General features: G+C 61.3%; 10 protein-coding genes and 1 tRNA gene. 8 read left to right on the top strand and 3 right to left on the bottom strand.

Translation table 11 applies throughout. From position 1 onward, the window contains the following. Window positions 1-81 precede the first annotated feature (81 nt). The 8 genes from Q0859_RS10495 (at window position 82) to Q0859_RS10460 (ending at window position 9,090) form a co-directional block, all read left to right on the top strand. Window positions 82-1,164 (top strand): histidinol-phosphate transaminase, encoded by a 1,083-nt coding sequence (locus tag Q0859_RS10495; protein WP_299150737.1) that lies wholly within the window; start codon window positions 82-84, stop codon window positions 1,162-1,164. Then, window positions 1,161-1,904: an Asp/Glu racemase gene (locus Q0859_RS10490; RefSeq protein WP_299150735.1), complete on the top strand. Its 744-nt coding sequence runs from the start codon at window positions 1,161-1,163 to the stop codon at window positions 1,902-1,904. Before Q0859_RS10495 ends, Q0859_RS10490 begins: the two co-directional genes overlap by 4 nt. Continuing rightward, window positions 1,901-3,244, top strand: a complete 1,344-nt coding sequence (locus Q0859_RS10485; protein ID WP_299150733.1) for an MmgE/PrpD family protein — start codon at window positions 1,901-1,903, stop codon at window positions 3,242-3,244. Before Q0859_RS10490 ends, Q0859_RS10485 begins: the two co-directional genes overlap by 4 nt. Further along, window positions 3,241-4,209: a D-2-hydroxyacid dehydrogenase gene (locus Q0859_RS10480; RefSeq protein ID WP_299150731.1), complete on the top strand. Its 969-nt coding sequence runs from the start codon at window positions 3,241-3,243 to the stop codon at window positions 4,207-4,209. The genes Q0859_RS10485 and Q0859_RS10480 overlap by 4 nt, the downstream gene beginning before the upstream one ends. Before the next feature lie 77 nt (window positions 4,210-4,286). Continuing rightward, window positions 4,287-4,360 (top strand) — tRNA-Gly (locus tag Q0859_RS10475). A gap of 92 nt (window positions 4,361-4,452) precedes the next feature. Beyond that, window positions 4,453-6,264: an ABC transporter transmembrane domain-containing protein gene (locus tag Q0859_RS10470; protein WP_299150728.1), complete on the top strand. Its 1,812-nt coding sequence runs from the start codon at window positions 4,453-4,455 to the stop codon at window positions 6,262-6,264. Between the two features lie 303 nt (window positions 6,265-6,567). Then, window positions 6,568-8,466, top strand: coding sequence for an acyl-CoA synthetase (locus tag Q0859_RS10465; RefSeq protein ID WP_299150726.1), 1,899 nt, complete (start codon window positions 6,568-6,570; stop codon window positions 8,464-8,466). A gap of 147 nt (window positions 8,467-8,613) precedes the next feature. Beyond that, window positions 8,614-9,090 (top strand): hypothetical protein, encoded by a 477-nt coding sequence (locus Q0859_RS10460; protein ID WP_299150724.1) that lies wholly within the window; start codon window positions 8,614-8,616, stop codon window positions 9,088-9,090. On the opposite strand, the gene Q0859_RS10455 is transcribed toward Q0859_RS10460, so the two are convergent. The 3 genes from Q0859_RS10455 to Q0859_RS10445 form a co-directional block, all read right to left on the bottom strand. Then, window positions 9,087-9,923, bottom strand: coding sequence for an alkaline phosphatase family protein (locus Q0859_RS10455; protein WP_299150722.1), 837 nt, complete (start codon window positions 9,921-9,923; stop codon window positions 9,087-9,089). The genes Q0859_RS10460 and Q0859_RS10455 overlap by 4 nt on opposite strands. Before the next feature lie 71 nt (window positions 9,924-9,994). Further along, complete coding sequence (locus tag Q0859_RS10450) at window positions 9,995-11,629, bottom strand: ABC transporter ATP-binding protein (protein ID WP_299150719.1); 1,635 nt, start codon at window positions 11,627-11,629, stop codon at window positions 9,995-9,997. Window positions 11,630-11,678: 49 nt separating this feature from the next. Continuing rightward, window positions 11,679-12,497: an ABC transporter permease gene (locus Q0859_RS10445; protein ID WP_299150717.1), complete on the bottom strand. Its 819-nt coding sequence runs from the start codon at window positions 12,495-12,497 to the stop codon at window positions 11,679-11,681. Window positions 12,498-12,603: the final 106 nt, after the last annotated feature.

The raw sequence follows: 12,603 nt of genomic DNA, 5'->3' as shown, positions 1-12,603 counted from the left end.
GCAGCAGATGGCGGTCCCGGTCCGTATACTGACGATACGGCCCGACTTGTGCATCTCCCGATTCGTTACCGGAGGCAGACCATGACCCGCGCCTTGCCCCATATCGCGGCAATGTCGCCCTATGCGCTTGCGGACATGCAGGCACCGGATGGGGTTGACCTGATTTCACTGTCCCAAAACGAAAGCCTGCGCGCACCAAGCCCTTTGGCGGTCGAGGCGGCGCAGGCAACACTGGCGCAGGGGATGCTGTATCCTGACCCCGATTGGACCAACTTGCGCGCGGCGATTGCGTCGGTGCATGGCGTCGATTCCGCGAACATCCTGTGCGGGAATGGGTCGCTGGACTTGATCGGCTGCCTTGTGCGTGCCTTTGCGGGACCGGCGCAGGCGGTGCTGGCCCCCGCCCATGCCTATCCGTTTTTCCGCACCGTTGCGCAGATGGCGCAGGCCCGGTTCGACACCGCACCCGAGGATGGCACGACAGTCTCCGTCGACGCCCTTTTGGCAGCCGCGCAGCCCGACACCGGCATCGTGTTCGTGGCCAATCCGGGCAATCCGACCGGAACCCACATTCCGCGCGCTGATCTCGACAGATTGCGCGCAGGCTTGCGGGACGATATCCTGTTGGTGATTGACGAAGCCTATGGCGAGTTCGCGGATCATCAGGCGGTGGCCTGTTTTGACATGATCACCGCAGGCAACACGGTGGTGCTGCGCACATTTTCCAAGGCCTATGGGATGGCAGGTTTCCGGGTTGGATGGGGGCTGTTTCCACCGCATATTGCAGCTGAGATGCGCAAGGTTATGAACCCCAACAATATCTCCGCAGCGGCGCAGGCGGGGGCGGCAGCGGCGATGCGGGATCAGACCTATATGCGTCAGACCTGCGTGATGACCGCACAGATCCGCGAAGAGGCCGCAACCGCCTTGTGCGCGCTTGGATTTATGGTCGACCCGAGCTTCACCAACTTTGTTCTGATGGATATGGGCGATGCAGAGCGCGCCGCCCGTGCGGATGCGTTTTTGCGCAAGCGGGGCATGTTCCTGCGCGCCCAGGGCGGCGCGGGTCTGCCGCATATGCTGCGCATGACAGTCGGGTCGCTGGCTGACACGCAAAGGGCCATTGCCCTGTTGGACCAGTGGCAGCAGGAGGGCAGTACATGAGCGCATCCCGTGGAAAGGCGCGATTTGGCGTGCTGGTCCCTTTTACCAATTCGAACCTTGAGCCGGACATGGCGTTGTTGCGCCCGGATGGTGTGTCGGTGCACTTTGCCCGCATGGGGGGCTATGACGAGGATGAAATACCGGACGCCGACCAGATGCATGCCTTGGGGTCTGCGAACCTCGAAGAACCCTTGCGGCTGCTGACGGGGGTCAAACCGGATGTCGTGTTTTATGGTTGCACCTCGGCGACACTCACCCATGGATCAGCCTTTGATCGCGATCTGGCCGCGCGCATTGCGCAAGCCAGCGGGGCCAGGACGGTCACGGCCGCAGGGGCGCTGGTTGCTGCGTTGACAGCGCAGGAAGCAAAACGGATCGCGTTTGCATCGCCTTATGTGCCCGCAATCAATGACATGGCGATCAACTTCCTCGGCCAAATGGGGTTCGACACCGTACACTGCGCTGACTTTAAGGGCACGCTGGACAATGAAGGGCAGGGCGCGTTGACCCCGCGCGAGGTTTATGCCCTTGGGCAGCGCGCCGATCATCCGGACGCTCAGGTCGTGGTGTTGTCGTGTACGGACATGCGCAGCGTCGAGGTTCTGGATGATCTTGAGCGGGCCTTGGGCAAACCCGTCATCAGTTCAAATCAGGCGATGGTGTTTCAGGCGATGCGCCTGCTTGGGCTGCGCGCCCCGATCACCGGCTTTGGCCAATTGCTGGCATCGGAGCGTCCATGACCTTTGAAGATATCGCTGCCTTCACATTGGGACCATGTGCCGTGCCGGACGCTGCCGTCGACATGGCCGCGACCTTGTTGATCGACACGTTGGGCGTGGCCGCAGGGGCAGATGGGATGCAGGCCGGACAGATCGCGTGCGATCATGCGGTGCGCTTTCACGCTGCATCAAACCCGAGCGATCAGGCCACGCTCATGTTTGATGGCCGCCGTGCCTCACTGTCTGGGGCCGCCTTTGCGGCGGCCACACAGATCGACAATCTGGATGCCCATGATGGATATAACCCGACGCTTGGGCATATCGGCTGTGCGGTTGTGCCCGCGTTGTGTGCGTTTGGAGAGCACCTGCCCGACCTTTCGGCGCGGGATGCGTTGCGCGCAATGGCAATGGCCTATGAGGTGTCGGCAAGGGCCGCCATCGCGCTGCATGCCAGCGTTGCGGATTATCACACCTCGGGGGCATGGAATGCGCTTGGGGTTGCGGCCCTTGGCTGTCGGCTGCGCGGGGCCACGACGGACCAGTTGCGGCATGCCCTGGGGATTGCCGAGTATCACGGGCCGCGCAGTCAGATGATGCGGGAAATCGCCAATCCCACCATGCTGCATGACGGGTCGGGCATGGGCGCTTTGGTGGGGACAATGGCGGTGCTGATGGCTGAAGCCGGGTTTGAGGGTGCCCCGGCCATCACAGTCGAAGCCGCTGATATTGCACAGCATTGGGCTGATCTGGGCCAACGCTGGACGATCACGCAGAACTACATCAAACCCTATCCGATTTGCCGATGGGCCCATGCTGCACTTGATGGGTTCGGGGACTTGATCGACGGGCACAGCCTGACTGCGGGCGACATTGCAGCCATTGATGTGCGCACCTTTGACAAGGCCGCCGCCCTGTTTCCCGGCATGCCAGAGACGACCTCGCAGGCACAGTATTCGCTGGCTTTCGCATTGGGGGCGCGATTGGTGCATGGGCGGATCAATGCGGACCATATCTCGGGTGCGGAACTGAGGAACGCGCAGGTCGCCGCCGTCGTGAACAAAATCACAGTGCAGGAAGACGCACGGCATACATCGCGCTTTCCGGCCGGGCGGTGGTCGGATGTGACGGTGCGCTTGCAGGATGGGCGCACACTCAGCTCGGGGGATGTGCATGCGCGCGGCGGACCTGAGGCCCCGATGGCGCTTGGCGATGTTGAGGCCAAATTCCACGCCATCTCTGGCGCGATGCCACAACAGCGCAAGGCTGTGATCTGGGAGATGCGGGCCAAAATGCAGGAGCCGGACACAAAATTCAGCGATCTGCTGGCCCTGATCCACCCCCCGGCAGGAGAGACCACATGACGGATCCGGTCCGTGTCGTGCTGCATACCGATGCGCCCGAAGGGTTGGTCGACAGGCTGATGGCGGCCAGCCCACAGGCGCAGGTGCGCGTCTGTGACAGCTATGACGGGTTGCCTGAGATGCTGACAGGTTTTGCGCCTCAGGTGGTATACACCGTGCGGTTCAACGGCACGCCCGGCTTTCCGAGGGCGGCCCTTTTCGGCCCCAATGGCCCGCGATGGATCGCAAATGGGGGTGTGGGGACGGACCACTTCGGGCAGTGGGACGCGCGAGCCACAACCGTGACAAATGCCGCCGGGGTCGCAGCGGACATGATGGCCGAATACGTGATTGGCGGGTTTTTGCATTTCATGCTGGACGTGCCGGGGTTGCAGGCGGACAAGGGCGCGCAGGTCTGGGCCGCGCGCACGGTGCGTCCGCTCAAGGGCAAGACGCTGTTGATTGTTGGTCTGGGCCACACCGGTCAGGCGACCGCGCAGCGTGCCAAAGCGTTCGGGATGCACGTGATCGGCACCCGCGCCACCCCGCGCGACATGGACAACGTGGACGAGGTGCACGGTGCAGACGCTTTGAACAGCCTGCTGGCGCGGGCTGATTTCATTGCGATATCAACACCTTTGACGGCACGGACGCGCGGGTTGATCGGGGCCTCTCAGCTCAAGGCGATGAAACCCGGCGTGATCCTTGCGGATGTGTCACGGGGTGGGGTCGTTGATCAGGGCGCGTTGGCGGATGCGCTGGCCGAGGGGCATGTCGCAGGGGCCGCTTTGGATGTGTTCGAGGTCGAGCCGCTGCCGCAGGGCAGTCCGCTTTGGGCCTTGGACAACGTGCTGATCTCCCCCCATTGTTCGTCGGTGCATGACGGGTGGGAGGATGCGTCCTTTGACCTGTTCCTTGCCAACTTCGGGCGCTGGATTGCGGGTGAGGCGCTGGTCAATGTGGTTGATCCGGTGCGCGGGTACTAAGGCGGCACCCCGCCATATCGCGGCCCTCGTCCCGCTTGACCCCGCATCCGCGATGCCGTATCCGAGGCTTCGGTCTTGCGGGCGTTGTGTAGTGGTAAGACCTTAGCCTTCCAAGCTAATGACGCGGGTTCGATTCCCGCCGCCCGCTCCAATTTTCCACCGATTTCGACCTGCGCTGTGCTGTCCACTTGACGCGACATGGATGTTGCGGCCATCTGCGGTGCACGGACGCCTGGAGAGAGCATGACCGACAAGACCACGACAGATTTGCCGCCTCAATCAGCCACACAAGAGCGTGAAAAATCCAGAGAGCTTGGGTCGTTACGCGCATTGGTGCCGTTTCTGATCCCCTATTGGCCGCTGATGATCGCCGCCATTCTGGCCCTTGTTCTGACGGCTGTGGTGTCCCTGACACTGCCCTTGGCGGTGCGCCGTGTCGTGGACAACTTCGGCAGCGAAGACCCCGCTGTCCTCGATCTTTATTTCCTCGCGGCCATCGGCATTGCGGGCCTGCTCGCCTTTGGCACGGGGCTGCGATACGCCTTGGTCACACGCCTTGGCGAACGGGTGGTGGCGGATATCCGAAAGGCGGTGTTTGACCGGGTCATCGGCATGTCGCCCAGTTTTTACGAAAATGTCCTGACGGGTGAGGTGCTGAGCCGGATCACTACTGACACCACCTTGATCCTGAGCGTCATTGGGTCCTCCGTCTCGATTGCCTTGCGCAACATTCTGATCTTTTTCGGCGGTCTGGTCCTGATGCTGCTGACCTCGGCCAAACTTGCCGGGCTGGTGCTGTTGATCGTACCCGCCGTCGTGGTGCCGATCCTTGTACTGGGGCGCAAGCTGCGCGGGCTGAGCCGTGAAAACCAGGATTGGATTGCTGCGTCTTCGGGGCGCGCCTCCGAGCAACTGAGTGCGGTGCAAACGGTGCAGGCCTTTACCCACGAGGCCGCCAGCCGGATGATGTTTGCGGATGTGACAGAGGCCAGCTATGGGTCGGCCAAGCGGCGCATCACCATCCGTGCACTGATGACGGTCATTGTGATCTTTCTGGTCTTTGCGGGGATTGTCGGGGTGCTGTGGATCGGGGCCAATGACGTGCGTGCCGGTGTGATGACGATGGGTGCGCTCATCCAGTTCGTGATCTATGCGGTGATGGTTGCTGGGGGCGTGGCGGCCCTGTCCGAGATCATCGGCGAATTGCAGCGCGCGGCGGGCGCGACCGAGCGGTTGGTCGAGTTGTTGCAAACCGAAGATGCGGTGCAGGACGTCGCCCGGCCCAAGATCTTGCCCACCCCGGTGCAGGGGCACATCGCCTTTGAAAACGTGCGTTTTGCCTATCCCGCCCGCCCTGCACTCAATGCGCTGGACGGTGTGACACTCGAGATTACGCCGGGTGAGACGGTGGCGTTTGTCGGCCCTTCGGGCGCGGGCAAGACCACGATCATCCATATGCTTTTGCGCTTTTACGACCCGCAAGAGGGGCAGATCAGGATCGATGGTGTCGATGTGGCCGAAATGGACCGAGAGGCGTTCCGCCAGCATATCGCGCTGGTCCCGCAGGACCCGGTGATCTTTGCGGCGTCCGCGGCGGAAAACATTGCCTTTGGCCGCCCCGATGCCTCGCAAGCCGAGATCGAAGCCGCTGCCCGTGCTGCCGAAGCGCATGACTTTATCACCAGCCTGCCCGAAGGATATCACAGCCCCCTTGGTGAGCGCGGCGTGATGCTGTCTGGTGGTCAAAAGCAACGGATCGCCATTGCGCGCGCGATCCTGCGCGACGCACCGTTGCTGTTGCTGGACGAGGCGACAAGCGCGCTGGATGCCGAAAGTGAGCGCGCTGTGCAGGACGCGGTGGACAGCTTGGCGCAAGGGCGTACAACCCTGATCGTGGCGCACCGGCTGGCCACGGTGAAAAAGGCAGACCGCATCGTGGTGCTGGATCAGGGACGCGTTGTGGCGCAAGGTCCGCATGATCAACTGGTCAGCGAAGGTGGGCTTTATGCCCGCCTGGCCCGCCTGCAATTTACAGATGGCATCGCGGCGGAATAATTCCCATGCCCCTGCGAGGGGGCACGGCCTCGCGTCCCTGACGCATTCTGTAAAAGTGGAGCAGTCAGGTTCCGCGCATTCCACAGGGCTGATCCAGTACACCGAATGGCGGTGGAGGGTGACCGGTTGCTATGGCCCGTCGCCTTTCTTGTTGTGACCTAGCGTTACGTTTTTTGACGCCGCGTATTGTGGTCTCGCGGGGCCCCACACTCCTTGAATATTGCGGCAATCCACCGCATCCTTGACCATCAGGTACGCGCGCTGCGCCCCAAAGAATCAAAAGACGCATCAGGGAGGATGACGATGACATTTGCAGGGATCGCGGACCGCGACGCCATTCAAAATGAAATGCCATGGGAAGAGCGCGACGTTGCCAAGACCCTTTACGGCATGCTCAGCGCCACTGCCGAGAAATTCCCGAACCACAATGCGGTCAGCTACCAGATCTTTTCGGATCCCACCTCCAAGGCGGAGACGCTGACCTATTCCGCCCTCAAGGATCGCACAACACAATGCGCCAACATGTTGCGTGCCATGGGTATCGGCCCGACGGACGTGGTCGCCTATATTCTGCCCAATGCGACCGAAACCGTGCTGACGCTTTTGGGTGGCGCAACCGCGGGCATCGTGGCCCCGATCAACCCGTTGCTTGATGCTGAACAAATCGGCTCGATCCTGCGCGAGACAAATGCCAAGATCGTCGTGACCCTGCGCGCCTTTCCCAAAACAGACGTGGCCCAGAAGACCGCCCAGGCGGTGTCCCTTGCCCCCAACGTCAAGACGGTGCTTGAGGTTGATCTGCTGACCCATGTGTCCGGCCTCAAGTCGTTCATCATCCCGCTGATCCGCCCGAAGTCCGAACAGGCCCCCGGTGTGGTGTACAAGAATTTCAACGCCGAAGCCGCCAAGCAGCCCAAAACCCTCAGCTTTGAGGACGTGCAGGACGACCGCGTCGCCTGCTATTTCCACACAGGTGGGACGACCGGCATGCCCAAGGTCGCACAGCACAAATATTCCGGCATGATCTACAATGGCTGGGTGGGCGCAACCGTGTTGCTGGGCCCGGACGACAATATCCTCGCGCCCTTGCCATTGTTCCACGTCATGGCAGCCCATGTCTTGCTGATGGGTGCTGTGGCGTCGGGTGCTCATTGCATCTTCCCGACGCCGCAAGGTTATCGCGGTGAAGGCGTGTTCGACAACATCTGGAAACTGACGGAACGCTGGAAGATCACCTTTATCGCATCGGTGCCCACGGCCATTGCGGCCATGATGCAGCGCGGGATCGATGCCGATATCTCGACGGTGAAGTCGACCTTCTCCGGCTCCGCGCCGTTGCCCCAGGAACTGTTCAAACGTTACGAGGCTGCCGCAGGGGTCGAAATCGTCGAAGGCTATGGCATGACCGAGGCGACCTGCCTTGTGTCGGGCAACCCGATTGATGGCGAGAAAAAGATTGGGTCGGTCGGCATCCCGTTCCCCTATACAGACGTCAAGATCTTCAAGGGCACGCCCGAGGGTGCTGCCGAGGCTGCGATCGAGGAGGTGGGCGAGATTTGCGTGTCCAATCCCGGTGTGTGGCCCGGCAATACCTACACCGAAGCCGAGAAGAACAAGGACCTGTACTATCAGGAAAAATACCTGCGCACCGGCGATCTGGGCCGCTTTGATGCGGATGGATATCTGTGGATCACGGGCCGCGCCAAGGATCTGATCATTCGCGGCGGGCACAACATTGACCCTGCCGAAATCGAAGAAGCGTTGCTGGGCCACAAAGCCATCGCCTTTGCCGGTGCCATCGGCCAGCCGGACGCCCATTCGGGCGAAGTGCCCTGCGCCTATGTGGAATTGGTCGAGGGGGCGTCCGTCACCCCGGATGAGTTGATCGAGTTCTGCAAGACCCACGTGCGTGAACGGGCCGCACAGCCCAAGCACATGGTGATTATGGATGAATTGCCCAAAACCGCTGTCGGCAAGATCTTCAAGCCTGACCTGCGCAAGGAGGCGATCACGCGCACCTATAACGAAGCACTGTCAAAGGCTGGTCTGGACGCGCGCGTTGTGTCGGTGATTGACGACAAGAAACGCGGGCTTGTGGCCCAGGTCGATGCCAAGGGCGCAAGTGATCAGGCATTGCAGACGGTTCTGGGCGCATTTATCGCGCCATGGGAACCAGCACCCGCAGCCATCGCGGCGGAGTGAGATACGTCTGAAGACGACACGAGAAGGGCGTGCGGGCATTTGCCTGTGCACCCCTTTTTTGTCGGGCTGCGATGACGTGATTGTCAGGTGCGTCTCGGCGGTTCGGGAGTAAAGTACGGACGTCAATTCGTTTCACAGGCCCTTTATATGTCCAAGTCCAAATCCAGGCACCGCAAATCCACGCCCACCGCAGCCCCGACACCGTCGCGCCGCGACGTGCTGAAACTGGGCCGCAGCGGGGCCATTGGCCTCGCGGCACTGGCGGGTGCGGGCTATTGGGGGTTCGGATCGTTCCGGGCCTATGCCGCCGAGCATGACCTGACCCGCGTGGGCGAAGGTGCCATGACAATCGTGCAAATCCATGATCCGCAATGCCCCACCTGTACCGCCTTGCAAAAGCAGACCCGCGCGGCCTTGCGGGACTTTGATGAGTGCGGGGTGACCTATCTGGTGGCGGATATCAAAACGCCCGAGGGTGCCGCATTCGCGCGCAAATACCGCGTGCCGCATGTGACCCTTTTGATGTTTGACGGGCAGGGTGACTTACACCGCACCGTTCGGGGCCTCCAGACAAGCACGCATCTGGCTGAGGTGTTCGCGGCGCACAAGGCGGCGGTGACCTAGGTCAGGAACGGCTTGGCTTTCATCGTGTCGGGAATCGGCGCGCCAAGGCGGCTGAGGATGGTCGGTGCAAGCTGTACCTGATCAATGATCATGTCCGCATCGGGGCCGTCTGCATCCCCGAAATAATAGAGCGCCGCATCCTGTTGCAAATCGCCCCGTCCACCGTGATGGCCGCGTGCGTCCTGCCCATGATCTGCCGTCACGATCACCTCATAGCCCATCGCCCGCCAGCGCGGGATGAACGGGGCCAACATCTCGTCCATGACGAAACAGGCTTGATCCATTTCCTGACTCTCGTGAAAAAACCGATGCCCCATGCTGTCCAGCGTGCAGGTGTGCAGCATGCCGTAGTTCAGATCGAAACGCGCACAGAGGTTGGTGAGCGTACCGAACAGGTCCAGATCAGATGGCGTCATTTGGTTGTCGCGCCCATAGCCTGTCATCGTGTGAAAGCGCCCGTGGTTGATCGTGTCGCTGTCGGGTTCGTCATATTCGATGTCACGCACCACGTCGAAAGGCGCGCGGTTGAAAAACTCGGACCAGAACGAGTGTGCCACCGCACCTGTCGTCCCGCCCGCGATGCGGGTTTGCGAAAACACGTCCGGGTGGGACAGGCGAAACACGTTTCCGTTGCCCGTGCAGCCATGCTGCGCCGGGGTGACCCCGGTGTGGATCGACGCATAGCAACTGGCCGAGATCGAGGGCAGCACTGCGCGGTGCATCCAGACGCGGGCCGTGCCCGCATCGACCCAGCCTTCGAGATTGCCGAACAGGCGGCGCCAATTGCGGTAGGGCACCCCGTCGAGAATAATCAGCAGCAGTTTGTTTTCCATCCCAGCCCCCTTGGGGCTTTGCCCCAAACCCCACGGTATTTTTGGTCAAAAGAAGAGGGAAGGCGCGGGCCTTAGTTACCTGCGCTTTCCATTTTGCGATGTGCGATCACTTCTTCGAGCCAGCCCAATTTCATTTCCGGCACCGAACTCAGCAGGAGGTCGGTGTAGTCGTCAAAGGGCGGGGTGAGCACTTCGGATTTGCTGCCGTAACGTTGCACCCGTCCTTGGTACATCACCGCGATACTGTCCGCGATCGCGCGCACTGTGGCCAGATCGTGCGTGATGAAGAGATAGGCGACGTCCTCGACCTTTTGCAGGTTCAGGAGCAGTTTGAGGATGCCGTCCGCCACCAGCGGGTCGAGGGCCGAGGTGACCTCGTCACAGATGATCAGCTTGGGCTTGGCCGCCAGCGCGCGTGCGATGCAGACCCGCTGTTTCTGCCCGCCCGAGAGTTCCGCCGGATAGCGATCCTGAAACCCTTCACCCAGTTCGATTTCGTCCAACAGTTCCTGAATACGTTCCTGTTTTTCTTTGCCTTTGAGGCCGAAGTAAAATTCCAGAGGGCGCCCGATGATCGTGCCCACCGTCTGCCGGGGGTTCATCGCGGTGTCAGCCATCTGATAGATCATCTGCAATTCACGCAGATCTTCGAGGCTGCGTGACGGCTGGTCGGGCGACAGCCTGCGCCCGGCGAAGGTGATCGTGCCATCGCCTGGAGGCAGGAGGCCGGTGATCACCCGCGCCAGTGTGGATTTGCCGGACCCGGATTCGCCCACCACGGCCAGCGTTTGACCGGGGCTGAGATCGACCGACACATTGTGCAGCACATTGAACTTGGTGCCGGCATAGCGCGCGGTGATGTTTTCGACCCGCAGCACAGGCTCGGTCGGTTGCTTTTCCTCATGCGTGATCGAGCGGACCGAGACGAGGGCTTGCGTGTACTCTTCGCGCGGCGCGTTGATGATCTGATCGGTGGTGCCGTATTCGACCATCTCGCCCTGACGCAGCACCATGATGTGATCGGCCACCTGCGCCACAACCGCGAGGTCGTGGGTGATGTAGAGCGCGGCTACCCCGGTGTCGCGGATTGCGTCCTTGATCGCCTTGAGCACATCGATTTGTGTGGTCACATCCAGCGCCGTGGTCGGTTCGTCAAAGACCACAAGGTCGGGTTCGGGGCACAGCGCCAGTGCCGTCATGCACCTCTGCAATTGCCCGCCCGAGACCTGATGGGGATAGCGGTTTCCAATACTGTCCGGGTCGGGCAGGCCGAGTTTTTCAAACAGCGCGCGTGCCCGGTCTTCGGCATCGGATCTGGAGAACTTGCCTTGGAGCACGGCTGCCTCGATCACCTGTTCCATGATCCGTTTGGCCGGGTTGAACGAGGCGGCGGCGGATTGAGACACATAAGTGACTTCGGCCCCGCGCAACCGGCGGATATCGCGCAAGCTTGATTGCAGCACATCGCGCCCGTTCACCATGACCTCACCGCCTGTCAGTTCGACGCCGCCGCGCCCATAGGCCATGGAGGCGAGACCAATGGTGGATTTCCCGGCTCCGGATTCACCGATCAAGCCGAGAACCTTGCCCGCTTCAACGTCAAAGTCGACGCCGTGCACGATTTCGATATCGTGTGGTTTTTCGCCGGGCGGATAGACGGTTGCGCCGATTTTTAGGCCACGGACCTGAAGGAGAGGCGTTGTCATTGTGAGGTCTCCGTCAGGTAAATTTTGAGCATTTTAGGAACAATGAAGATCATCCGCGGCCCCCTTTCAGCGAGGTGGTGCGTGTCAGGATCCAGTCTGCAATCAAGTTCACGCTGATCGACAGGGTCGCAATGGCGACCGCCGGATAAAGGGCGGCACCGATGCCGAAGTTGATCCCCTCCTTGTTCTCTTTCACGATCCCGCCCCAGTCGGCCAGAGGCGGCTGCACTCCGATCCCGAGAAAGGACAGCGTCGAGATGAACAGCACCATGAAGATGAAGCGCAGGCCCATTTCGGCCACCAATGGCGACAGTGCGTTGGGCAGAATTTCCCGAAAGATGATCCATTTCAGTTTTTCGCCGCGCAGTCGCGCCGCCTCGACATAGTCCATGACCGTGATGTCCACGGCCACCGCGCGCGCCAGTCGGTACACCCGCGTGCTGTCCAGCAGCCCCATGATCACGATCAGCGTCACCACTGTCGCCTCGATCGAAGACAGGATCACGAGCGCGAGGATCAGGGACGGGATCGACATGAACAGATCGACAAGCCGGCTCATCAACTGGTCGACCCATCCCCCCGAAACGGCGGCGATAAAGCCAAGGACAGAGCCGGTGGTGAAGCTGAGGATTGTGGCGGCGGTGGCGATAAAGATCGTGGTTTGCCCGCCATAGATCATGCGGGTGAGCAGATCGCGCCCGATCTGGTCGGTGCCAAGCCAGTGCGCGGCCGAGGACGGCTCCCACACATCGCCGACGGTTTCGGCCATGCCGTAGGGCGCGATGACGCCCGCAAAGATGGCCGCCAGAAAGTAGGTGCCGGTGATGATCAGGCCGATCGCGGCTGAGAGGGGGATGTTCTTTAGCATTGGTTTTGGTCTCTCAGTGTCGGGCAGGTCATTGTTGCACCCGGAATGGCGAATGGATGTCTCCCTGCGCCTTTGCTTTGCAAAGACGCTTGGTCGCACGAGATAA

This window comes from uncultured Tateyamaria sp. (genome assembly GCF_947497045.1).
GTDB lineage: Bacteria > Pseudomonadota > Alphaproteobacteria > Rhodobacterales > Rhodobacteraceae > Tateyamaria.
The sequence above is the reverse complement of the archived record's forward strand: the minus strand, read 5'-3'. Positions and strand labels throughout refer to the sequence as shown.

Bases quoted from the DNA above. Each gene is read 5' to 3' on its own strand.
- Q0859_RS10495 (WP_299150737.1), top strand. From the start codon at position 82: ATGACCCGCGCCTTGCCCCATATCGCGGCAATGTCGCCCTATGCGCTT.
- Q0859_RS10490 (WP_299150735.1), top strand. From the start codon at position 1,161: ATGAGCGCATCCCGTGGAAAGGCGCGATTTGGCGTGCTGGTCCCTTTT.
- Q0859_RS10485 (WP_299150733.1), top strand. From the start codon at position 1,901: ATGACCTTTGAAGATATCGCTGCCTTCACATTGGGACCATGTGCCGTG.
- Q0859_RS10480 (WP_299150731.1), top strand. From the start codon at position 3,241: ATGACGGATCCGGTCCGTGTCGTGCTGCATACCGATGCGCCCGAAGGG.
- Q0859_RS10470 (WP_299150728.1), top strand. From the start codon at position 4,453: ATGACCGACAAGACCACGACAGATTTGCCGCCTCAATCAGCCACACAA.
- Q0859_RS10465 (WP_299150726.1), top strand. From the start codon at position 6,568: ATGACATTTGCAGGGATCGCGGACCGCGACGCCATTCAAAATGAAATG.
- Q0859_RS10460 (WP_299150724.1), top strand. From the start codon at position 8,614: ATGTCCAAGTCCAAATCCAGGCACCGCAAATCCACGCCCACCGCAGCC.
- Q0859_RS10455 (WP_299150722.1), bottom strand. From the start codon at position 9,923: ATGGAAAACAAACTGCTGCTGATTATTCTCGACGGGGTGCCCTACCGC.
- Q0859_RS10450 (WP_299150719.1), bottom strand. From the start codon at position 11,629: ATGACAACGCCTCTCCTTCAGGTCCGTGGCCTAAAAATCGGCGCAACC.
- Q0859_RS10445 (WP_299150717.1), bottom strand. From the start codon at position 12,497: ATGCTAAAGAACATCCCCCTCTCAGCCGCGATCGGCCTGATCATCACC.